Genomic DNA, 22,430 nt, shown 5'->3' on the forward strand with positions numbered 1-22,430 from the left:
ATGAACATACCTTATGGTTGTTGGGGTGACCATCTGCTCTCATCCCTTTTCACTTTATTTGATTGCTAATTTATCAATTGACAACAAACATAGGAGGGGTGACAAGCAAAGCGATGTCGGGGTAAGTCGACGCCGCGTTTATTAACGCTGATAATTATTTAAAAACTTTTGGCGAAGGTTAGCCCAAATCTTCCTTCCTGGTAAGTGGGCAATACCAAAGTATTATTGTTACTTTTCTCATTCCCACCACGGAATACGCTGTTACGGATAAGCGGATACAGATAATAAGCCGCCTTGGTTGATAAAATACCGAAACCGGCCCCTGCTATAATATCGCTAAACCAGTGTTTGTTATTGTAAACCCGTAATATGGCTGTTGTAGTAGCAAAAGCATAACCAACACCGCCATATATGGGCGATCGGTCGCCATACTCCTGCGCCATAAACTCTGCCGAAACAAAGGCGTTACCGGTATGCCCGGATGGGAACGAAAGATTGTTTGAGCCATCGGGTCTCATACGGTGAGTAACACGCTTCAATCCGAAAGTGGTACCAGCGAATATCGCCTCGGATAACGCAAGTAATATGGTACGATCAATAAAAGTATTTTTACCATGAACGCCTACCGCGTTTAAACCATAAACCGATATAATGGGCGCGTATTGCAGGTAATTATCAACCGAAGTATGAAAACCGGGATGATCTTTGATCATGTCGTTCCGCACATCGTAATCAATATTGCGGATAAACTTCACCTTTAACGATAGTAAGCCATAAGCAACAAAGGCTGCCGGCGGAATGTACGATGGTATTTTGCTTTGAAGATGTTTAACCGTATCGGGCAGGGTGAGGATATTGCGCGCCGAATCTTTTTTCAAAGAATCGGTTTTTACCGCACCTGTTTGTAAAGTATCCTTAACCTGGGCATAAGCTGGCAGCGAACATGCTACAGCTAAAAGCATCGAAATAAAATAAAACCTGAAATTTTGCAAAGAATCCCCCTTATTAAGCGCTGATAAACACAATTATACCGTGCAATTCTGTAGAATTTCTGAAGCACGTAAATACTAAATTAACACGCTGTTAACGTAAATTATATATAATATGTTGTACGGGACCGTTAATTGATTTTGATTACGTTGATTGCGCTGATTTTATTTATAAGGATTACACCGATTGCTTTTTGATTTCACCGATCTTTTGGCTCGCCTCCTTGGCGGGCGTGTCTCCACGCCCGCTTGCATGCTTTGCCTGGAATATTCAATAAATTCTTTAATTGAGTTCAGAACTAACCTCTAATCACTAACCTCCAACCTCTTTAATTGTATTTTTAACAATAAATAATTTTAGCTATGTTTGGTCTGCTCCAATAAACCGCCAAACATTACCTAAATGAAACTCATTAAACTTATCCCCTGCTTTCTGCTGCTTTTTAAGCTATCTGTTTTTGCCCAGCAACCCGCTACTATCAGGATTGATGCAAACAATAAAATTGGCGATATGTACCCCGTTTGGGCATGGTTTGGGCACGACGAGCCTAACTATACCTACATGAAAGATGGGCGCAAGCTATTGAGTGAACTGGCAGCTTTAAGTCCTGTTCCGGTACGCATGCGGGTACATAACCTGCTTACCAGCGGTGATGGCAAGGCGGCGCTTAAATGGGGATCGACCAATGCCTATACCGAGGATGCTAACGGCAAACCCATATACAATTGGCATTTAGTAGATAGTATTTTTGATACCTATATTAAATTGGGAATGAAACCTTACGCCCAGATAGGTTTTATGCCCGAGGCTTTATCAACCCACCCTACCCCATACAGGCATTACTGGAAACCCGGCGATAATTATGACGATGTGTACACCGGCTGGGCTTATCCCCCCAAAGATTACAACAAATGGGAAGAACTTGTTTATCAATGGGTAAAGCACTCGGTTGAACGCTACGGCAAGGCAGAGGTTGAAAGCTGGTACTGGGAGGTTTGGAACGAACCAAACATCGGTTACTGGAAAGGCTCCATGCAGGAGTTTTTTAAACTATATGATTACGCCGCCCAAGGCGTAAAGCGGGCATTACCTACCGCACATGTTGGTGGCCCCGAAGTAGCGGGCGGCTCAAGCCCCGGTGGAATGAAGTTTTTAAATGCTTTCATTAAGCATTGCATTGCTGATACTAATTATGCCACGGGTAAAATTGGTTCGCCTATTGATGTGATCTCTTTTCATGCTAAGGGGCAACCTACTTTAGTTAACGGCCATGTGCGGATGAATATGGCACCACAGATCCGCGACATTCGCGAAGGTTTTAAAATAGTAGCTTCCTATCCCGAAACCAAAAACATCCCGATAGTTATAGGCGAGTCGGACCCTGAAGGTTGCGCTGCTTGCGGCATGGCTACCAATCCATCAAACGCTTACCGAAATGGCACCATGTATTCGAGCTATACTGCGGCATCCATTGCCCGTGAGTATCAACTGGCCGATTCGTTAGGGGTAAATTTTATGGGATCGGTTTCATGGTCGTTCGAGTTTGAGGACCAGCCCTGGTTTTACGGTTTTCGCGACCTGGCTACCAACGGGGTTGATAAGCCTGTGTTGAACGTTTTCAGAATGCTCGGGATGATGAAAGGCAAACGGCTGAAAGTAAACGGCAGTGAGATGTACCCGCTAAAAACCGTAGCTGACTCGAGTATCAGAAAAAGTACAGATATTGGCGCGCTTGCCTCTATTGATAAAAAAGAAATGACCGTATTGCTGTGGAACTATCACGATGATGATCAGCAGGACACAGCCCGTACAGTAAACCTCCGGATAGATCATCTGCCGCCAACATTGATCAAACTAACTCAATACAGGATAGATAACCAGCATAGTAACGCCTACGAGGTTTGGAAAAAGATGGGATCGCCGCAAAAACCTCCCCCTGCACAGGTAAAAGAACTTGAAAAAGCCGGGCAATTACAAAAATTTGGCAAGCCTGTTACTTTACTTGCAAAATCGGGATTATCCGGCGCTACCGTACAGTTACCGCGGCAGGGTGTTGCGTTATTGAAATTTAGCTGGTAGCTAACGGTCCTGGCAAAAATGTGCCCAGTTGTTGTAACCGCAAAATAAGGCCAAAATATCCAGGGTATAAGGCGATGGTTTAAACCTTGCCGGCGTAACCCCAAATGCTTTATTCAATGCATGTAAACTAAGCTGGTGGCCGGTTTGCATGGTTATCATGGTTTGCAATATGGAAGTTTCGGTAAAATCAAGACCAGCCTTTTTTAACACCATGCTTTTAAGTGCCTCGAAGCATGCATCGGGAAATGGTTTAAGCAAAATTTAGATCAATAAATAACAGTGAACACACAAAACAATACAGGCAGCGGTCAAAACAACTTTAAGTTGTAAAAATGTATATTAAAATCCAAATTCAAACTACAATGTGCCGACGAATAGCAGGTTTTTATCGACGAAGCAGGCTTTCTATTGAAATATTAACACGACAATTAATTAATCCAAGGCTTTGCAGGTGAGATTTCGCCCAGTAAATGAACGCCTAAAAGATCAATTATTATTAAACATCATACAAAACAAAAAACCCTCTCTCAGTAAAAACCGAAAGAGGGTCAGTCAACCTAACAGTACTGGAGTACTACCTGTTAGTTAATAATTATATATGCTTAAATTATAAACCGAAACCATAGGCCAGGCGCAAGCCTACTAAACCAAAATGATCCTGGTTAGCGCCCGAAAAGTTTTCATAGCGCACGCTTAAGTCCCAGCTTTTATTGGCATAGCCTAAGCCCGGTGAAAGGTCAAGCCTATGTGGCCCCCAACCTTGTTCCAGTTTTTCGAAAGCAATACCGGCCTCACCCGCAACATATACACCAGGAACAAAAAACTCTTTAAAACCAGCTTTGATCGGGATCTCGCCGTAACTGCCGTAACGTTTACCTGTTACAGGATCTTTTTTTGGGAAAAAGTGATAACCGCCCATAGTGTAGGTAAGTGCAAAATTGTTGCTTACACCATATTGCAAACGGGCTGTACCACCAAGTGTAAATGTGCTGCCCAACCTTGCTGATCCGGTTGGTACGCCGGTTTCAATTCCTAAACCTAAACGGAACGCATTTGCAGGTGTGGTTTGCGCTTTTACCGTATTTGAAAAAAACAGTGCACCTGCTACAAGGGCAACCGCTGTTAATTTTGATAATAATTTCATGTTTGATTTTTTGTGTACATAGTGATTACCGTCATTTTAACACAAGCGTTGCCTGCCGAACGAGATTTTTTGATGTCAGCTAAAAAATATTCCAGAAATAATTACATAGCCTGTTAAACCCTCTGCTTATTTATCACTCCAATAAATAAACCGAACATATCATAAAATACACCAACAATATTATACCTAAACCTTATACCAACCTACAATTTCACACAATAAACATTTTACTACCTTTGTAACTATTATGAAAAAACTTAAACCTTTACTTTTTCTATGCCTTTTAAGCGTATTTGCAGCCTGCAAAAAAGACACCGCTACCCCACAACCTTCCACTCCCCAACAGGAGGAAATAGCTGTAACCGATTCAGGGTCATATACTGTTAATGGAAAAACTTATGTTGTAAACTCATTCGGCAATTTCTCAGTAAGTAATACGGACGCCAGTTTAAAAATTGATTCGGTTGTTGACCATGTTAATTATTATATCTCGGGTAATAAAGATTCTGTTTTCTTTGCGCGCACCTACGGCATTTCTAATTATAAAGATGAGGGCTACATGGAGATCTCGTTTTTTAAAAAATATAGCAAAACTGAAATGCATAAAGATGGAACCGGCCTTTTGTACAATCCTAACGATCCGATTGATTTATTTAAGGTTGGCAAATACAACTTCCAGGTTGATTATACCAGGGCGAACGCGAACAATGGGGTAGCTGTTAGCATCTACAAAAACGGCCGGAGTTATATTACCCGCTCACTTGCAGAAAACACAACAATAAAACAGGAAAGCCAGAATGCAAGCCATTTTGAAATAATATCCTTAAAACACTTAAAATACGGGGCATATTTATTAGAAGCCAAATTTAACGCGGTTGTATTTGACGGCGAAGAAAAACCACACCAGGTAACTAATGGGTATATACGCATGACGATCCCATAAGCTGAATAGCAATTAGATAAAAGGCCGTTCGCTAAGTGGACGGTCTTTTTCTTTTTCATAGAGGTAATTAAGGGTTATACCTTATTTTCGTGTATAAATTGCTTCTCATGAAAATAGCTGTAGCCTCTCCCCCATTTCCAAAATCAATTTCCGATGGCCTGCATAATGCCGAAAAATTGATACAGGAAGCAGCGAACAGGCAGGCAGAGATCATTTGCTTTCCCGAATCGTACATTCCGGGTTATCCCGGCATGGTAGCCGAACCGGAAGCTAAATCGCCAAAGATATTGAATGCCGCTTTGGATAAGGTTTGCGTAATGGCCAAAGCAAACAACATAGCCGTAGTAATGCCCATGGATTGGTATGGCGAGGATGGCTTATTGAACATAGCCCACGTAATTTCAAAAACCGGCGAATTACTCGGCTATCAAACCAAAAATCAGTTAGATCCTACCGAAGATACTATGTGGGTGCCCGGCACGCAACGAAACATATTTGAATTAAACGGCCTAAAATTCGGCATCACTATTTGCCATGAAGGTTTCCGCTATCCCGAATCGGTAAGATGGGCGGCACGGAATGGTGCGCATGTGGTTTTCCACCCGCATTTTACGGGAAGCAACACCGATGGCCTGCTATTGAAAGAATGGGGAAGCATAGGTAACCCATATTATGAGAAAGCAATGATGATGCGGGCTTTGGAAAATACGATATATTTTGCAAGCTCTAACTATGGTTCTCTGTTCCCCGAATCGGCCAGTTCCATTATCGCGCCAGATGGCAAATGTTTAGCCTGGCAAGCTTATGGAACAACGGGAGTAATTGTGGCGGATATCGACTTGGAAAAGGCTACCGCTTTATTGGCAAAACGCTTTAAGCCGCAGCTTTACGAGTATGGTAAATAATTGACCGGTTATTACTTAAGGAGTTCGAGCACTATGATCACTGCGTTGTTGCTCAAGGCTTCCATATCAATTTCAGCTTCCTGCCAAAGCGCCAATCCATCGCGCTGATGCAGTAACCGGCCCTGTACTTCAAATGCACCGGCTACAACAAACGTATAAAAAAGGGAGTTTTTTTGGGTTAGATGGTAAAGCGCATCTGCACGACCGGCAAACATGCCAATGCTTAACTTAAACGGTAAAGCAGCCTGTTCATGCCCTATCTTAATCAACTCATTCTGCTTATCGGCCAGATCAAAATTAAAGATCCTGCCATCGAAGAAATCAACCTCACTATCTATAAAAAAATACAAATAATTGATCTTGTCGTTAGGGTAACGATTCACCAGTTTCAATACCTCGCCGGGGAAGGCGTAATCCATATATACCTGCCCAACGTCAATAATACGGCTATCACGGTTAGCATTCTGTAAAAGCAGTTCGCCGGTTATGGGGATAAATGCTATATAGCCCGCCTTTTCGGCCCGGAACAGGGAGGTCTTTCCACCTTCCAAAACCTCCTCATTAAATACACTGAGCCTGCCAAAGGGTTTACGGTGCTCATTGAAATAAGTACCGTAATTGAAACTGCTGTAACGCTGCAACGTGTTGGTTTCTGTAAATCCCCTTTGGTAGGCCAGATGTATTTGTCCCGGTGATAGCTTTTCCATTTTAGATGAGGTATTGTAATGAATAGATGTTTACGTATGGCTGTATTTGCAACAGGTTGGTGAGTGCTTTCCTGCTTTCATCCGACAATTTATTTTCGGGCAGGTGATCTGATATCAACAGAAAATTATCAATCGTATCATGCCAAATCATCGGCTCCGAATAAAAATTTAAAGCTACCTGGTGTTTGGCCTTATCATTAATATCCGAATTGATGATCTCTAACTGAAATTTATTGAACGTAAGGAAGCGCCTGCCAAGGTTGTTCAAAATATCGGGCATAATACCATTAAGCTGCTGAACGTAGCCGGTTACAGATGGTGCAACCATGCCCGTTAAACGCTGTGCGTTTGGCACATTCCTGAGCAAATCGGCATAGGATGTATATTCCGTACCCAGGCTAAAGTTTTGGGCCTGCATTTTAAATTCAAGGTAAGTGCTCTCGAATACCATCTTATCCCATGCTTTGGCAGCACCCTGGTCGATGATTTTTCTGTAGCACAGCACTATCACACGTTTTGGCATCATATCCTGTTTATTAGTATCAATTAGGCCGGTACGCTGAAGTTGATAGTTAACACAAAACCATCGGTAGTATTACCGGTAACCGAAGCCAGTTCGAGCGAGTAGCCATCACTAAATACGTTATCGCTGGCGTTGTAAGTATAGCCGCTCATGCCTTTGGTATAACCATTTACGGCTGCTAAGGCAGTGCCCGTACCCTCGGGGAAAGCGATCTGGGTTACCTTTAATGATGTGCCGGTTGAGTTATAAATATGCGCGTGGATATGCGTAGCCCTGCCGGTGTACCAACCCGGAAAAATGGACGTAAAAGTTACCAGGCCGTTGGTATCGGTAGTTTGCCTGCCACGTAAAAAGTGTACCGACGTATAATTGGTTGATTGCGAACCGCTGCCGCCATATTCGGAGTAATTGCCTGCTGCGTCGCAGTGCCAGATATCAACCAAGGCACCCGATAGCGCGTTGCAGCTATTGTTAGTGTTGTTGATTGTAATTTTCACGGTAAGCTTGTAACCGGTACGGTCGTCGGTGATGTTACTTCTGACGTATGATGCAGGAGAATGCGTTGGATATGGCCCTTCGGTTTCAGTAGGGGCTACACTGCATGTTCCCGAATCTGTTGAACCGGACGAACTACTGCCGGATGAGGAGCTGCTGGTAGTGGTGGTAGCCACATCCGCGTCTTTTTTACAAGCTTCTACCAATGCAGTGGTAGATACCGCGCCGATCATCAGGCTTTTTAAAAAATTCTTTCTTTCCATGGTTTACTCTCCTTTAAGTTTAAATCAAATCGTTGATTCAAAGCTAAAAGCGTTGAGGTTTGAATGGTAAGATGTGTCGGTTACCGGCCCTTTTGTGTCGATAAGGACGGGCTATTGAATAATTTATGGCTATGATTTGATAAACATACAGTTGTGTGACAGGTATAAACCGCCAAATTTCCCTATCTTTGCATGTTTTTTTGAGAATAGATATTATTTATGGCGTTAAAAAGCAATGCGGTTATAACAGGTATAGGAGGATACGTTCCCGACAACATTTTAACTAATAGCGATTTAGAGAAGATGGTGGATACTAACAGCGATTGGATAGTTTCACGTACCGGGATAAAAGAAAGAAGGATCCTTGCCGACAGATCGCTCGCCACATCTGATATGGCAACGTTTGCCGTACAAAACTTACTTGAAAATGCAAAAGTTGATCCATCAGAGATTGACTGTGTTATTGTGGCCACCTCCACTCCCGATTACCTGCTTATTTCAACAGCCAGTATTGTTGCCGAGAAATGCGGACTGATCAATGCATGGGCATCTGATGTTAATGCTGCCTGTAGTGGTTTCCTTTACGCTTTTACCCTTGGCTCGAGTTTGGTGGAAAGCAATCGCTATAAAAAAGTTATAGTGATAGGTGCCGATCAAAACAGCGCCATTGTAAATTATGCCGACCGTAATACCTGTATCCTTTTTGGCGACGGTGCGGGGGCGGTATTACTTGAGCCAACAACCGAAGACAAGGGTGTGGTTGACAGCGTGTTTAAAACAGATGGCCACGGTCGCCAGCATTTGTTGGTGCGCGGCGGCGGTTCAATGAACCCTGCATCCGAAGAAACCCTCGACGCTAAACTGCACTACATACACCAGGACGGCCGGGTAGTATTTAAAGCCGCCATTAAAGGCATGACCGAAAGCTGCACCGCAGTACTGAAACGTAATAACCTCAGTACCGAAGATGTCAACTGGCTCATCCCTCACCAGGCCAACTACCGCATTATCCACGCCGTTGGCGATGCTTTGGGAATACCCGAAAACCGTGTTAAAATAAACATCGACAGATACGGGAATACCACCGCAGCAACCATTCCATTGGCACTATGGGATTTTAAAGAGGACTTTAAAGAGAACGATAACGTGATCCTCACCGCTTTTGGCGCCGGCTTTTCATGGGGCGCTACTTACTTAAAGTGGGGTAAATTAAGATAAACATCCGCATCATAAACGGATAGATATAACAAGGCTTTCCTAAAATAGGAAAGCCTTTATTTTTTATATACACACAGAACACGATCCCTGATGACTACCGAAGAAAGAATACAAGAAGCCGAATCGCGCATATTCAAAACTGTTTTCCCGAGCGACACCAACCACTACGACACCCTTTTCGGCGGCGCGGCCATGGCCATGATGGATGAAGTAGCTTTTATTACCGCCACCCGCTTTACCCGCAAACGGATGGTTACTGTATCATCAGACAGGATCGATTTCAAAAAGCCCATCCCCGCAGGTACTTTTATCGAGTTAGTAGGCAAAATAGCCCACATAGGCAATACCAGCCTAAAAGTTTCGGTGGAGATCTATATTGAAGAAATGTATTCCTTTGTGCGTGAAAAAGCCATTACCGGTACTTTTACTTTTGTTGCCATTGATGAGCATAAGCATCCAATAAGCGTGATGTAAGCTGAAAGCGGAACGCTTAAAGCACAAAGCTAAAAGCCAGGAACACTCTTTCATTAAGTGAAAAGCCCTTTCGGCCTTAAGCTTTTTGCTTTCAGCCTTCGGCTTTCTAATGGAGTTTCTTACGCTTCAATAATCCACCGGTAGTATCATCGATGCTTTGTTGCACGATAAAAGCCTTAGGATCTATGCGCAGAATAGTTTGTTTAAGCGATGGAATTTCCAACCGCGTCGCAACGGTAAAAACAATATCCCGGGGATCATTTACATGCCCATCTTTACCGTAACCGCTTTTGCCCTGATAAATAGTAACACCACGGCCTAAAGTTATAGTGATAGCCCTGCGGATAGCATCGCTTTTGGTTGAGATCACTGTAATGCCGGAATACTGTTCGATACCATTCAGCAGGAAGTCGATCATTTTGGCGGCCGCCATGTAGGTTAGTATCGAATACATGGCTGGTTCAACACCTAATACCGAAGCCGCCACCCCGAATATCAGCACGTTGAGTAGCAATATAAAATCGCTCACTTTAAGCAATTGCGTTTTTTTGCTTACAAGCACGGCTGCTATTTCTGTACCGTCAAGTACAGCCCCCCCACGCATGGCCAGTCCGCTGCCTGTACCTATAAAAACTCCGCCAAATACCGCTGTGAGCAGTTTATCATGCGTAACATCGGGGAAGCTAACCAAAGCCACGCAGAGAGACAATAAACCTATGGCAATGGTACTTTTTATAGCAAACCAAAGCCCAAGCTTACGGTAACCAAGCCATAAAAAAGGCACATTGATAACGAAGATAAGGATGGAGACCGATATTGGCGTAATGTCAGAGATCAACATGGAAACACCTGTGGCACCGCCATCGATAAAATGACTGGATAGTAGAAAGCCCTTAAGCCCGAAAGCTGCTGATAAAATTCCAAGTCCGATATTTACAGAATCTTTGACGATGTTGATTGCCTTCATGCCCAAATATAACTTTTTGAGGCTATAAACGGGTATGAAAACTCCGCCTGCGGATGATGGGGAGATGGTTTATTTCCTACTTTTGTTGATATCACACTGTTTATCAAACAAAATCATGAAAACATTTATCTTGCTTGTAGCTGCGTTATTGATCAGCAGCATAACCTTTGCGCAAAGTAATATAACACCTGCCGCTCCCGGCGTTACCTATGGTAAAACCATCACTGCCGACAAAGCCATCAATGTTGCCCAACTTGGTACGGCATTAAATACAGACTCGGTTTACAAAGGTCGCGTAAGCGGAAAAGTAGTTGAGGTATGTACTAAAAAAGGCTGCTTCATGAAGATAGCCCGCGAAAACGGCAGCCCGGTAATGATCCGCTTTACCGATTACGCTTACTTTATGCCGCAAAATATTGTAGGCAAAAATGTAGTGGTTGAAGGGATTGCAAAAGTGAACGAAACCAGCGTTGCCAAACTCCAGCATTACGCCGCCGATGCTGGTAAAAGCAAAGAAGAAATAGCAAAGATCGATCAGCCTAAAAAAGATATTGAAATTATGGCTGATGGGGTTTTGGTAGTGAATTGATATTTAGTATGCCTATAGGAAGATTTATAAAAGCGTCATTGCGAGGTACGAAGCAATCCCAAACTATACAGGGCGAACCTGCTTATCGGGGATTGCTTCGTACCTCGCAATGACGTTTAGTAGATATTTTTCTGTTAAAATTGAATATTACTTCACCACCACCTGCGAAGTATTCCTACTCACCTGCTCCAATAAAACAGTTTTGCCATTGGTAAGTTCAGCAATAGTACCATCAGCATAATGGCGCGTAGTGATCAGCGTTAAGCCATCATTATACTTCACTTTAAAATCCTGTTTAAGGCTGGCTAAGAGTTTTTCAAAACGCTCCTCATTCAGATCAAAACAAACAGAAAAACTTAGCGCCGAAGTTTGCATCACATTAACCTTAATATGGTTTTGTGCAAACAGACGAAACACATCGCTTAAATGATCTTCCGTTACAAACGAATAATCTTTGGCCGATACCGATAGCAATACCTGATTTTGCTTTACGATGATCACCGGCTTAACAAAGTTGTTTTTGCCATCTTCTTTTATAACCGTTCCCGGAGCCGATGGATCTGTAAATGGCTTTACCAGTAATGGAATTTTGGCGTTTTGCAGCGGTTTGATGGTTTTGGGGTGGATAACACTGGCGCCGTAATAGGTCATCTCGATGGCTTCGGTGTAGGATAGCTCATCAAATTTCACGGTATCAGCAAAATGCTTTGGATCAGCGTTAAGGATACCGGGAACATCTTTCCAGGTGGTTACTGATTCAGCGCCTAAGCTGGCCGCAAATATCGACGCGGTGTAATCTGAACCTTCGCGGCCTAAGGTTGTTGTAAAGTTTTCTGAAGTTCCGCCTAAAAAGCCCTGGGTTACTATAATGCTTTTTTCCAGCAAAGCAGGAATTTCTTTGCTGATGCTTGCCTTTGTTTTATCCCAATCAACAATACCTTCACGATAGGTGTTATCGGTATGGATATAGCCGCGTACATCCAGCCATTTGCTTTTCACGCCTTCTTTGTTTAAAAAAGCGGATACTATGCGGGTAGATACCAACTCGCCGATGGATACGATCTGATCGTACACAAAATCGTAGCTGTCGTGCGGTTCATCTTCAATCGCCCAATCTACCTCTACAAAGGTATTAGCTACCTCGTCAAAAACAGGGTGACCAGGTTCAAATAGCTCGCTCAGGATATTGTAGTGATAGGCTTTGATCTCATCAAAGATCGCATGCATTTCCTCGTCCTGCTCCATGTAGGCTTTGGTAAGCTTCTCGAGCGCGTTGGTGGTTTTGCCCATGGCCGATACCACAATGAGCAGCTGTTTATCTGTATATTGCTTAACAACGTTTGCAAGGTTGGCTACCCCCGCGGCATCTTTAACCGATGCCCCTCCGAATTTAAAAACAAGCATTTATTTGATGAATTGACTTACAACCGTTCCCGGTCGTAATAATGATTTGATCTGCGCGTATGGGATAAACAACTCGGTGATACCGGCTGCGTAAGGTTTTATCTCGTACTGATTATATAAAAATTTGATACCTAAAGGCGTAACCGAAAAATTGGTATTCAAGGCGAATTTGTCATCCTTGAAAAAGTAATTATCCTTTAGCGATGCGGTTTCGCTTAATTTTTCGTCTTTCCTGAAAATCTTTTCGGCAATGATTGTCAGCTTGTCCTGGTAACCCGCAATGAAGATATCTTCTAAGGTGAGGTTTTTCCCTGCCTTGGTATCCCAATTAACAAAGCCCGTAAATGAGCCTCCATGGGCACCTCCGGTATAGGTATAACCTTTAACCTGAAGCGTTATGAGACTTGTATCCTGCCTAAGCACTTTCACGCTATCTTCCAGGGTAAAAAACATAACCGTTCTGGGGTCGGTTTTCTTGAAATCGGTGTATGATTTCAGGAAGTTTTTGGTCATGGTTTCGAGGCTGCTATCTGCCTTGCCATCCATGGCGAACATCATAGTTAACTTACTGATAATGGTATCATTCAGCGTTTTGGCGCTATCAAAAACGGGATATACGATCTTCACAACTGTACAACCACTATCAGGTTTATTCCCGCAATCAGCAGCCCTTTCTTTAATGGTTTTATAAGTATAATTGAGGGTATCCTTTAATGGTTTATCGTCAGGATTTTTTTTAGACACTCCCCATTGGCACGAGGCCAGCGCTGTGGCGATACAGATTAACAGACATAAGTTTTTCATAGATGTAGTAGATTATAAGTTTAGCACTTGCTCGCGCGATAGCGATGCGTTGAGCCAACCTGCCTCAATATTTGCGCCATACTTATTGTAAAAGTTAATTGCCGGCTCGTTCCAATCCAGCACCTGCCAAACCATGCCGCTGAAACCCTGTTCTTTAACCTCCTGAAATAAACGATCGAACAATAATTTGCCTATCTTTTTACCACGCATTTCTTCGGTAACAATCAGATCTTCCAGGTACATACGGCAACCTTTCCAAGTTGAATAGCGGATGTAATACAGTGCGAAACCAACTACCACACCATCCACCTCGGCAACAAATGCTTTCCATACCGGGTTAGGGCCAAAGCCTGCATCTTCAAAATGCTCAAGGCTTACCGTAACCTCTTCGGGTGCTTTTTCATACAAGGCAAGCTCGTGTACAAGCTCCATCAGGCGAGGGCAGTCTTCTTTTACTGCATAGCGGATAGATATCCCCTCCGCCCCATGAAGAGGGTGTTGATTTGCAGGCGTATTTTCTTGTGTATTACTCATATTTTTTTCAGTCTATCGCGACCGCAGTTTTATAAACAAATAACTGCCTATATATCAATTAGTTAAAATAAAAAAGATCATTAACAGCTCCGATAAGACTACATTTTAGGGGGTTAACACCATTTTTCATTTAACTAAATGGCTATCAGATAGATAAGGCAATGTTAACCCCTATTTCTGTTAACCCCTGTTAACCCCTCCATCTGCCTAAATTAGTACCCTTGGTCACAACCTCAACAATGGTCGCCCATCATTCTGAAAATTCTCTAATTCTGAAAATTCTGATCAATTATTCTTCCAATGCTTAATCACCCTGCTGCCAAAAATTGTACTGCCTAATCTCACAAGAGTACTCCCCTGCTCAATAGCCAGTTTATAATCCGACGACATGCCCATCGATAGGGTGTCAAAACTTTCTTCCTTGCGGAAATAGCTCACTTTAATCCCGTCGAAGAAAGTTTTCAGTTCGTAATATTCTTCTTTGATCTGCTTCTCGTTATCGGTGTTGGTCGCAATGCCCATTAATCCGCGGATGCGAATATTTTTCAGTGCCGTGTATTCTTCGCTTCTTAACAGTTCTATTGCCTCGTCAAAGCCTAAGCCGTATTTGGTTTCCTCGTCGGCTATGTAAATTTGCAGCAGGCAGTCAATTACGCGGCCAGCTTTTTCGGCATGTTTGTTTATTTCCTGCAAAAGCTTCAGGCTATCAACAGATTGGATCATGCTTACAAAAGACGCTATGTATTTTACCTTGTTGGTTTGCAGGTGACCGATCAGGTGCCATTCAATATCTTTGGGTAACGCCTCGTATTTTTCAACCAGTTCCTGCACCTGGTTTTCACCGAACAAGCGCTGCCCGGCATCATAAGCTTCCTGCACATCTGCAACAGGTTTTGTTTTTGATACCGCCAATAATATTACCTTATCTCCCGCCGTTTCCTTTTTTAAGCTTTTGATGTTATCTGCAATGCTCATTTATCCGTAAATTTGCTTAATTATTTAGCCGCTAAAATACTGAATGCATAAATATATAACCTTGTTTTTTTCTGCAGCGCTTTTTTTATGTGCCTGCAATGGCAAAAGTATCCCTAAGGATGTGCTGCAGCCTAACGCTATGGCCAACATACTTACCGAGATGCATATCATAGATGGTACCATGTATAATGTAATGCAGGCCCCCGATAGCCTGTACAAATATGGCGCGGGCAAATACGCCGCCATGTTTAAACGCCTGCATACCGATACCGCCATGTTTAATAAAAGCATGAAGTACTACAGCAATCAGCCCGATAAACTGTTAGCCGTTTATGACCAGGTTGACCAGAAAATTAAAGATAAAGTAGACTCGATCAACAAAATTCAGCTTAATGAAAGCAAAGCCGCCCACAAAGCCGACTCGCTTAAAAACCTGAATATTAAAACCAAAACCGACTCGGCCCAAAAACATAACCCGGCAGCAAAGCCGCCGGTTGTCTCAGCCGATTCATTAAAAAAATTAGATAACAAAGCTAAAGCCGAGTTGCTTAGAAAAATCCACGCCCGCAAAGGTAAAGAGGATTCCAAATTACAACCGGCTGTAAATCCACAATAAATATCCAATGCTTTACCCACCAAATAGTGTAGATAAGCTGGGTTTTACCGAGATAAAAGAACTGATAAAAGCGCATTGCCTTAGCGAGATGGGTCAACAAATGGTTGACAAGATCGGGGTGATGAGCAATTACGACCAGATCCATAAATTCCTGAGCCAGGCCAATGAGTTTAAAAACATCCTGGTTAATGATGAGGCCCTGCCCATTCAGCATTTTTTCGATATAAAATCCCTTGCCAATAAAGCCCGCATTGAGGGCGTTTTTTTATCCGAGGAAGAATTTTACCAGGTTCAGGCCTCGCTGAACACTGTATTTGCCGTTATCGCTTATTTTAATGAGCGCGAAGGACTGTACCCTAATCTCGAGGCCCTTTTTGAGCACCTGCCAATAGAAAAAGCTATCCTGAAAAAGATAGACGCAGTGATAGATCAGAAAGGAAAGATCCGTGTTAACGCCTCGCGCGAGCTGATGGAAATTACCACCGGCATTACCAAAGCCGAGCAGGAAGCGCGCAAAAAGATCGATATGATCTTTAAAAGTGCCACCTCAAACGGCTGGGCTGCGGATGGTTCGTTAACCGTGCGCGATGGTCGTTTGGTGATCCCCTTGCTTGCCGAAAACAAACGCAAGCTGAAAGGTTTTGTGCACGATGAATCGGCCTCGGGCCAAACGGTGTACCTGGAGCCTGAAGAGGTTTTTGTGCTCAACAACCGCATCCGCGATCTGGAATTTGAGCGCCGCCGTGAAATAGTAAAAATACTAACCGCTTTAACCAACGAGTTAAGGCCTTATGTGCCTTTGCTGCTATCATACCATGGCCTGCTTACCAAGCTCGATTTTGTGCGGGCCAAGGCGCTGTTTGCTATTGATATTGAGGCCGAAATGCCACAGGTAGTGAATGAAGCGAGGGTTAAATTGTATAACGCCCGTCATCCGTTGTTGTTCCTGAATTTTAAGGCCGAGAAGAAAACGGTTGTGCCGCTTAATATGCAGATAGATGAGGGTACGCGCGTAATCGTAGTATCCGGCCCTAATGCCGGCGGTAAATCAGTTTGTATGAAAACCGTTGGTTTACTGCTGATGATGGTGCAGGCCGGCTTGCTGATCCCTGCAGATGAGGCCAGTGTGGTTGGTGTGTTCAAACAGTTTTTTGTTGATATTGGTGATGATCAATCTATCGAGAGCGATCTGAGTACCTATAGCGCCCATCTATCAAAAATGAAAACTTTTGTAGAGCAGGCCAACGGCAAAACATTGGTACTGATTGATGAGTTTGGTACAGGTACCGATCCGCAGTTTGGCGGCCCCATTGCCGAGGCTGTGCTGGAAGCCCTGAACCAGAAAAAGGTTAAAGGTATGGTTACCACGCACTACTCCAACCTTAAAATATTTGCCAGCAATACCGAAGGCATCGAGAACGCTTCGATGCTGTTTAATAACGTCGAGATGCGTCCGCTTTATCAATTAGAGATCGGTAAGCCGGGCAGCTCATACGCCTTCGAGATAGCACAAAAAATAGGCTTGCCTCAAAATGTGCTTAACCTCGCCAAAAATAAAATTAGCGAGGGGCAGAAAAAGGTGGATACCTTACTTGTTGACCTTGAACGCGAAAAACGCTCCATTTTCGAGACCAAGCAAAAGCTGGATAAACAGCAACGCAAGGTAAACGAACTTTTGGCTGAGAACGAGAAGCTGAAAAGCTACCTGGAAGAGAACCAGCGCTCCCTCATTAAAGATGCTAAAGACCAGGCTAAAAACATTATCCTGAACGCCAACAAGCTGGTTGAAAACACCATTTCCGAAATTAAAAGCAGCAATGCCGATAAAGAAAAAACCCGCCAGTTGCGCGAAAACCTGAACGTTGAGCTTAAAAAGAACACCGTTAAAGTTGAAGCACCAAAACCTACCGCCCCTGCCGATGAGGAACTAAAACCGGGCGACTGGGTAAAACTCACCGACTCGGAAACTACCGGCCAGGTAATTGAGATCATTAAAGAAAACGTGGTAATAGCCATTGGCGATCTGCGTACCGTTGCCAAGAAGAAACGGGTAGTTAAGGTGTCTAAATCATCTGTTCCGAAAGAGATCAGGCGGAGTTTCAGCTCGCAAACCAATGATATGGCCAGTTTTAGTCCGGAAATTGATGTGCGTGGGCAGCGAACGGAAGATGCTTTGCACAACATCGAAAAACTATTTGACCGCGCGCTGATGATGGGTTTCAACAACCTCAAGATCATCCACGGTAAAGGTGATGGTATCCTTCGTAAAATGATCCGCCAATACCTCAAAAAATACGACCAGGTTGACCGCATGGAAGATGAGCACGCCGACCGTGGCGGAGATGGAATAACTTATGTATATTTGAAGTAAAGGGAAGGTTAAAATAAACCTCCAGCCAATCATCGTCATTGCGAGGTACGAAGCAATTGCACATAAGCATGTCCGCCCTGTATAGTTCGCGATTGCTTCGTACCTCGCAATGACGGTGGTTAGTAAATCAACCTTTAATAGTCAACCAATTTCGAACCTCAACATCATATGTCATTAAAATCCATTGCCCCCATGTTATATACCCGGCAGATCCGGGAAAGCGTTGATTTTTATGTTACTAACCTTGGTTTTACCTGCATTGGCTATGATGAGGATTGGAGCTGGGCTACAGTAAGCCGCGATGATATTGAGATCATGCTGTCGTTACCTGTTGATAGCGCCACTTTTACCATGCCCAAATTTACCGGCTCGTTTTACATCCGTACCGATAAGGTTGATGCCCTTTGGAATGAGCTAAAAGAAAGGGCGGTGATCTGCTACCCGATAGAAGATTTTAACTATGGCATGCGAGAATTTGGCGTGTTTGATTATAATGGATATCTGTTGCAGTTTGGGATGCCGATAGAATAAAGGCTTGGCGCATAATTGACTCACCCGGTCTACGCTTCGCTGGACCACCCTCTCTATCCTCCGGATAAAGAGGGTAGGAAAACCAACAATAAAAAAATTAAAAATCCCCTCTTTGCGCGCAGCGCAGAGAGGGGTGACAAGCGCAGCGATGTCGGGGTGAGTAAACGAATGCACTTGGTTACCTAATTCAATACTTTTATAACAATTTAATGGCGATAAGCTTCCGGTTTATCGCCATTGTTATTTAATTTCTATTTTTAAGGCTGATAAACCAGATTTCAACATGCGAAAATTATACGGCCTTATATTTTTCATAGCCTTTACCGGCGCTTTAACCAATTGCAGTGCGCAAAGCGTTATATTAAAAAGTAAGGATCAACGTATCCGCTATACCGGCCGGATCAACCATACCGACGAAGCAGCCGAATTTTACTGGACAGGCTCATCGGCCAAGATCACCTTCAGCGGCACCGGTGCATCGGCCCTGATGCAGGACGAACGCGGCGAAAACTACTACACTATTATTGTTGACGGTAATGTGGTAAATACCATCCATTTAGATAACACCAAACAGGTTTATACCCTGGCCGAGAACCTGCCTGCAGGCAAACATGTACTTGAACTTTTTAAGCGTACTGAATGGGATAAGGGCAAAACCTGGTTTTACCAGTTTAACCTGGCTAAAGATGCGGGTGCAATGTCGGCACCAGAACCTAAAAAACGCAAAATTGAGTTTTTTGGCAACTCCATAACCTGCGGTTATGCCGATGAGGATACCACCGGCCAGGACCGTGGTTCAGCCCCTTACGAAAACGGATATTTAAGTTATGCCGCCATAACCGCCCGCCATTTCGATGCGCAATATGTTTGTACCTCCAAAAGCGGCATCGGCGTAACCATCAGCTGGTTTCCGCTCATTATGCCCGAGATGTACAACCGCCTCGACCCTACCGATCCAACCAGCATCTGGGATTTTAAAAAATATACGCCCGATGTAGTAGTGATCAACCTGTTTCAAAACGATTCGTGGTTAACCAAAATGCCCGATAACCAGCAATTTAAAGATAGGTTCGGCACCAAAGCGCCAGAGCCGGAACTGATGGTTAAAGCCTATCGCGATTTTGTAAAAAACATCCGCAAGGTGTATCCTAAAGCACAGATTTTGTGCATACTGGGCAGCATGGATGCTACCAAACAAGGTTCGCCTTGGCCGGGGTATATTGAAAAAGCAGTTGGCGCTTTAAATGATAAAGGGATTTATACGCATTTTATCCCGTATAAAAACACGCCTGGCCATCCAAGTATTAAGGAGCAGCAGGCTATGGCTGATGATTTGATCGCTTTTATAGATAAGGCGGTTAAGTGGTGAGACAAAGGTTTCTTTAATTCCCTCCCTCGGGAGGGCTGCGGTTGGTTGCGCGATGGCAGGGAGGGGGTTATACGCCTTGCTTTACGATATACCTGGCGTACAAACCCCTCCCTACACCCTCCCAAGGGAGGGAATCGCACATCCCTTGCTTTTTTCTTTTTATCCTACTCTCCTACCTTCTGTTGATCGGGGACTTCATTTGGTCCGGGGATATTTACCTGTTGCTTTTTATCGCTATCTCCGTCATCATCGGCAGTGCCTTCCTGATATGGTTGCTGCGGGTTTGGCTTGCCGTCCTCACTACTCTCCTGCTGACCATTATCCTCATCAGACCGGCCATTTTGCGAAGCGTTCATCGCATCGCTGTAGTTGGCATTACCTGCCTGGTTAGGCTCTTTAAAATTGCTGTTTTCGGGATGCTCTTCGGCTGGCTGTGTTCGGTTAAAGTAGGCGTTATTATCGCCTGCCATTTGCGATGGGTTATCTTTATCATTTCCGGCCGGGGTAATATTATTCTGGCCGAAGTTATGGCCACCCATACCTTTACCTTCCATTCCTTCATCATCCGGGCTTTTCATTTCAGCTTTGCCGAAGAGTTGGGTTCTTGTCAGGTCTTTTTCTGTTTCGTTGCTGTCGTCATCTACCCGGTAAGCATTGGGTTTGTCGTTGTGGTGTTCGGGGCGGTTCAACTCATCGCTCCTGAACTCGTTATCTCTTAATTCCATAGGTTTTTGTTATTGATGTATTAATTATTAATAAATAATTTTTCTAATTGTTTTATTCTAAAAAGAAATCATAAAAAACCACAACACTTAAATTACCTGCTGCGTTATCTATTTACAACCTTTCTGTAAGGCACATTTAGTATATTTACTATAACCAATTATAATATATGAATAAAGTAGTTAGTGGTGCCGACGAGGCCATCCGCGACATTACCGACGGTGCTACCCTAATGCTGGGCGGCTTCGGCCTATGTGGCCTGCCCGAAAACTGCATAGCGGCACTGGTAAAAAAAGGCGTTAAGCAATTAACCTGTATCTCCAACAATGCCGGGGTTGATGATTTTGGTATAGGCCTGATGCTGAAGCAGCACCAGGTAAAAAAAATGATCTCATCCTACGTAGGCGAAAACGCCGAGTTTGAACGCCAACTACTAAGCGGCGAATTGGAGGTTGAACTCATCCCCCAGGGAACTTTAGCGACCCGCTGTATGGCGGCAGGCTACGGTATGCCTGCCATTTTCACCCCTGCAGGTATAGGTACCGAAGTAGCCGAAGGCAAGGAAGTACGCAATTTTAATGGCAAGGATTATTTAATGGAGATGGCTTTTGATGCCGATTTCGCCATTGTAAAAGCATGGAAGGGCGATACCATGGGCAATTTAGTATACCGTTCAACCGCCCGCAATTTTAATCCGGTTATGGCTATGGCCGGCAAGGTCACTATTGCCGAGGTGGAAGAACTGGTTGAACCGGGAGAGCTTGATCCGGATCATATTCATACGCCGGGGATCTATGTACATAGGATATTTAAGGGGACGGATTACGAGAAGCGCATTGAACATGCGATGGTAAGAACAAAAAACTAACCATATGTCATTGCGAGCGATAGCGTGGCAACCGCACGGAAGCAAATCCGCCCTGTATAGCATGCGATTGCTTCGTTCCTCGCAATGACATGTTTTATAAGAATAACATCATGTTAGATAAACAAGGCATCGCGAAGCGAATAGCAAAAGAAATAAAAGACGGTTACTACGTTAACCTCGGCATAGGCATACCCACATTGGTAGCCAATTATATACCTGATACGATGGATGTTGTGTTACAATCCGAAAACGGTCTGCTGGGCATGGGGCCATTCCCTTTTGAAGGCGAGGAAGATCCGGATACCATTAACGCGGGCAAGCAAACCATCACCATGCTGCCAGGTTCAGCAATATTTGATTCGGCTATGAGCTTCGGGATGATCAGGGCTAAAAAGGTAAACCTTACCATTCTCGGTGCTATGGAAGTATCCGAAAACGGCGACATAGCCAACTGGAAGATCCCCGGCAAAATGGTAAAAGGCATGGGCGGCGCGATGGATCTGGTAGCATCTGCCGAAAACATCATCGTAGCCATGCAACACATAAATAAAGCCGGTGAATCAAAACTATTGCCTCAATGCAGCCTCCCCCTAACCGGTGTACACTGCGTAAAAAAAATAGTGACCGAGCTGGGAGTATTTGATGTATTGCCGGAAGGTGGTTTCAGGCTGATTGAGCGCGCGCCGGGGGTGAGCGTGGAGGAAATTAAACAGGCTACCGCGGGAAAATTGATAGTTGAAGGGGATGTGCCGGAGATAAATCTTTAATGTTATTACGAATAACCGGTTAAAATAAAACATGAGTTATCCCACTCCATGTCATTGCTGTAAAGGTTAGATAATTCGGTAACAGAATTAGGGATTATTTTTGTTGTTTAGGGTAGCCATATCAATGGGCTTTTTACCATTAATCCCCTGATGTGGCCTTTCCCAGTTATA

Annotated in this window: 24 protein-coding genes; 12 read left to right on the forward strand and 12 right to left on the reverse strand. The window is 43.8% G+C overall.

Annotation, left to right across the window (positions count from 1 at the left end; genetic code table 11):
• Positions 1-158: 158 nt before the first annotated feature.
• Complete coding sequence (locus tag AAFN85_RS31810; RefSeq protein WP_347532015.1) at positions 159-962, reverse strand: phosphatase PAP2 family protein; 804 nt, start codon at positions 960-962, stop codon at positions 159-161.
• Positions 963-1,392: 430 nt separating this feature from the next.
• On the opposite strand from AAFN85_RS31810, the gene AAFN85_RS31815 reads away from it, so the two are divergent.
• Positions 1,393-3,069 (forward strand): beta-xylosidase, encoded by a 1,677-nt coding sequence (locus AAFN85_RS31815; protein WP_347532016.1) that lies wholly within the window; start codon positions 1,393-1,395, stop codon positions 3,067-3,069.
• Here the strand turns inward: AAFN85_RS31815 and AAFN85_RS31820 are convergent, their stop codons facing one another.
• Together AAFN85_RS31820 and AAFN85_RS31825 are read right to left on the reverse strand one after the other, a co-directional pair.
• A complete protein-coding gene (locus tag AAFN85_RS31820) occupies positions 3,070-3,327 on the reverse strand; it encodes a hypothetical protein (protein WP_347532017.1) in 258 nt (85 codons plus the stop codon).
• 349 nt (positions 3,328-3,676) lie between these two features.
• Positions 3,677-4,213: a hypothetical protein gene (locus tag AAFN85_RS31825; RefSeq protein WP_347532018.1), complete on the reverse strand. Its 537-nt coding sequence runs from the start codon at positions 4,211-4,213 to the stop codon at positions 3,677-3,679.
• 247 nt (positions 4,214-4,460) lie between these two features.
• On the opposite strand from AAFN85_RS31825, the gene AAFN85_RS31830 reads away from it, so the two are divergent.
• Both AAFN85_RS31830 and AAFN85_RS31835 read left to right on the forward strand, forming a co-directional pair.
• Entirely contained in the window at positions 4,461-5,156 is a 696-nt protein-coding gene (locus tag AAFN85_RS31830; RefSeq protein ID WP_347532019.1) for a hypothetical protein, read from the forward strand.
• 107 nt (positions 5,157-5,263) lie between these two features.
• Positions 5,264-6,061 carry a carbon-nitrogen hydrolase family protein gene (locus tag AAFN85_RS31835; protein WP_347532020.1) on the forward strand — a complete coding sequence of 266 codons (798 nt, stop codon included), beginning with the start codon at positions 5,264-5,266 and terminating at the stop codon, positions 6,059-6,061.
• An 11-nt stretch (positions 6,062-6,072) separates the two neighbouring features.
• Here AAFN85_RS31835 and AAFN85_RS31840 read toward each other — a convergent pair whose 3' ends face one another.
• The 3 genes from AAFN85_RS31840 to AAFN85_RS31850 are packed head-to-tail and all read right to left on the reverse strand — an operon-like array spanning position 6,073 to position 8,049.
• On the reverse strand, positions 6,073-6,768 hold the full coding sequence (locus AAFN85_RS31840) for a hypothetical protein (protein ID WP_347532021.1): 696 nt from the start codon (positions 6,766-6,768) through the stop codon (positions 6,073-6,075).
• 1 nt (position 6,769) lies between these two features.
• Entirely contained in the window at positions 6,770-7,294 is a 525-nt protein-coding gene (locus tag AAFN85_RS31845) for a hypothetical protein (protein WP_347532022.1), read from the reverse strand.
• Between the two features lie 20 nt (positions 7,295-7,314).
• Positions 7,315-8,049 carry an intradiol ring-cleavage dioxygenase gene (locus tag AAFN85_RS31850; RefSeq protein ID WP_347532023.1) on the reverse strand — a complete coding sequence of 245 codons (735 nt, stop codon included), beginning with the start codon at positions 8,047-8,049 and terminating at the stop codon, positions 7,315-7,317.
• Positions 8,050-8,268: 219 nt separating this feature from the next.
• On the opposite strand from AAFN85_RS31850, the gene AAFN85_RS31855 reads away from it, so the two are divergent.
• Positions 8,269-9,267, forward strand: a complete 999-nt coding sequence (locus AAFN85_RS31855; protein ID WP_347532024.1) for a beta-ketoacyl-ACP synthase III — start codon at positions 8,269-8,271, stop codon at positions 9,265-9,267.
• 90 nt (positions 9,268-9,357) lie between these two features.
• The gene (locus AAFN85_RS31860; RefSeq protein WP_347532025.1) at positions 9,358-9,741 is read left to right on the forward strand and encodes an acyl-CoA thioesterase; all 384 of its coding nucleotides are present in this window, start codon (positions 9,358-9,360) and stop codon (positions 9,739-9,741) included.
• A gap of 106 nt (positions 9,742-9,847) precedes the next feature.
• Here AAFN85_RS31860 and AAFN85_RS31865 read toward each other — a convergent pair whose 3' ends face one another.
• Positions 9,848-10,708: a YitT family protein gene (locus AAFN85_RS31865; protein ID WP_347532026.1), complete on the reverse strand. Its 861-nt coding sequence runs from the start codon at positions 10,706-10,708 to the stop codon at positions 9,848-9,850.
• A gap of 115 nt (positions 10,709-10,823) precedes the next feature.
• Between AAFN85_RS31865 and AAFN85_RS31870 the strand changes: the two genes are divergently transcribed.
• The gene (locus tag AAFN85_RS31870; protein WP_347532027.1) at positions 10,824-11,297 is read left to right on the forward strand and encodes a DUF4920 domain-containing protein; all 474 of its coding nucleotides are present in this window, start codon (positions 10,824-10,826) and stop codon (positions 11,295-11,297) included.
• Positions 11,298-11,444: 147 nt separating this feature from the next.
• Here AAFN85_RS31870 and AAFN85_RS31875 read toward each other — a convergent pair whose 3' ends face one another.
• The 4 genes from AAFN85_RS31875 to AAFN85_RS31890 form a co-directional block, all read right to left on the reverse strand.
• A complete protein-coding gene (locus AAFN85_RS31875; RefSeq protein ID WP_347532028.1) occupies positions 11,445-12,701 on the reverse strand; it encodes an aspartate kinase in 1,257 nt (418 codons plus the stop codon).
• The gene (locus AAFN85_RS31880) at positions 12,702-13,505 is read right to left on the reverse strand and encodes a DUF3298 domain-containing protein (RefSeq protein ID WP_347532029.1); all 804 of its coding nucleotides are present in this window, start codon (positions 13,503-13,505) and stop codon (positions 12,702-12,704) included.
• 12 nt (positions 13,506-13,517) lie between these two features.
• On the reverse strand, positions 13,518-14,039 hold the full coding sequence (locus AAFN85_RS31885; RefSeq protein WP_347532031.1) for a GNAT family N-acetyltransferase: 522 nt from the start codon (positions 14,037-14,039) through the stop codon (positions 13,518-13,520).
• Between the two features lie 285 nt (positions 14,040-14,324).
• Positions 14,325-15,014 (reverse strand): YggS family pyridoxal phosphate-dependent enzyme, encoded by a 690-nt coding sequence (locus AAFN85_RS31890; RefSeq protein ID WP_347532033.1) that lies wholly within the window; start codon positions 15,012-15,014, stop codon positions 14,325-14,327.
• A 43-nt stretch (positions 15,015-15,057) separates the two neighbouring features.
• On the opposite strand from AAFN85_RS31890, the gene AAFN85_RS31895 reads away from it, so the two are divergent.
• The 4 genes from AAFN85_RS31895 to AAFN85_RS31910 all read left to right on the forward strand — a co-directional run bounded on the left by AAFN85_RS31895 (position 15,058) and on the right by AAFN85_RS31910 (position 19,901).
• Entirely contained in the window at positions 15,058-15,630 is a 573-nt protein-coding gene (locus tag AAFN85_RS31895) for a DUF4296 domain-containing protein (RefSeq protein ID WP_347532034.1), read from the forward strand.
• 7 nt (positions 15,631-15,637) lie between these two features.
• Positions 15,638-18,001: an endonuclease MutS2 gene (locus tag AAFN85_RS31900; protein WP_347532035.1), complete on the forward strand. Its 2,364-nt coding sequence runs from the start codon at positions 15,638-15,640 to the stop codon at positions 17,999-18,001.
• Between the two features lie 192 nt (positions 18,002-18,193).
• Complete coding sequence (locus AAFN85_RS31905) at positions 18,194-18,532, forward strand: VOC family protein (protein WP_347532036.1); 339 nt, start codon at positions 18,194-18,196, stop codon at positions 18,530-18,532.
• A 283-nt stretch (positions 18,533-18,815) separates the two neighbouring features.
• Positions 18,816-19,901, forward strand: coding sequence for an SGNH/GDSL hydrolase family protein (locus tag AAFN85_RS31910; protein ID WP_347532037.1), 1,086 nt, complete (start codon positions 18,816-18,818; stop codon positions 19,899-19,901).
• A gap of 164 nt (positions 19,902-20,065) precedes the next feature.
• On the opposite strand, the gene AAFN85_RS31915 is transcribed toward AAFN85_RS31910, so the two are convergent.
• Positions 20,066-20,626, reverse strand: a complete 561-nt coding sequence (locus tag AAFN85_RS31915) for a hypothetical protein (protein WP_347532038.1) — start codon at positions 20,624-20,626, stop codon at positions 20,066-20,068.
• 167 nt (positions 20,627-20,793) lie between these two features.
• On the opposite strand from AAFN85_RS31915, the gene AAFN85_RS31920 reads away from it, so the two are divergent.
• Together AAFN85_RS31920 and AAFN85_RS31925 are read left to right on the forward strand one after the other, a co-directional pair.
• Complete coding sequence (locus tag AAFN85_RS31920) at positions 20,794-21,492, forward strand: CoA transferase subunit A (protein ID WP_347532039.1); 699 nt, start codon at positions 20,794-20,796, stop codon at positions 21,490-21,492.
• A gap of 110 nt (positions 21,493-21,602) precedes the next feature.
• Complete coding sequence (locus tag AAFN85_RS31925; RefSeq protein WP_347532040.1) at positions 21,603-22,259, forward strand: 3-oxoacid CoA-transferase subunit B; 657 nt, start codon at positions 21,603-21,605, stop codon at positions 22,257-22,259.
• Positions 22,260-22,430 lie beyond the last annotated feature (171 nt).

It is taken from the genome of Mucilaginibacter sp. CAU 1740 (assembly GCF_039839285.1).
GTDB lineage: Bacteria > Bacteroidota > Bacteroidia > Sphingobacteriales > Sphingobacteriaceae > Mucilaginibacter.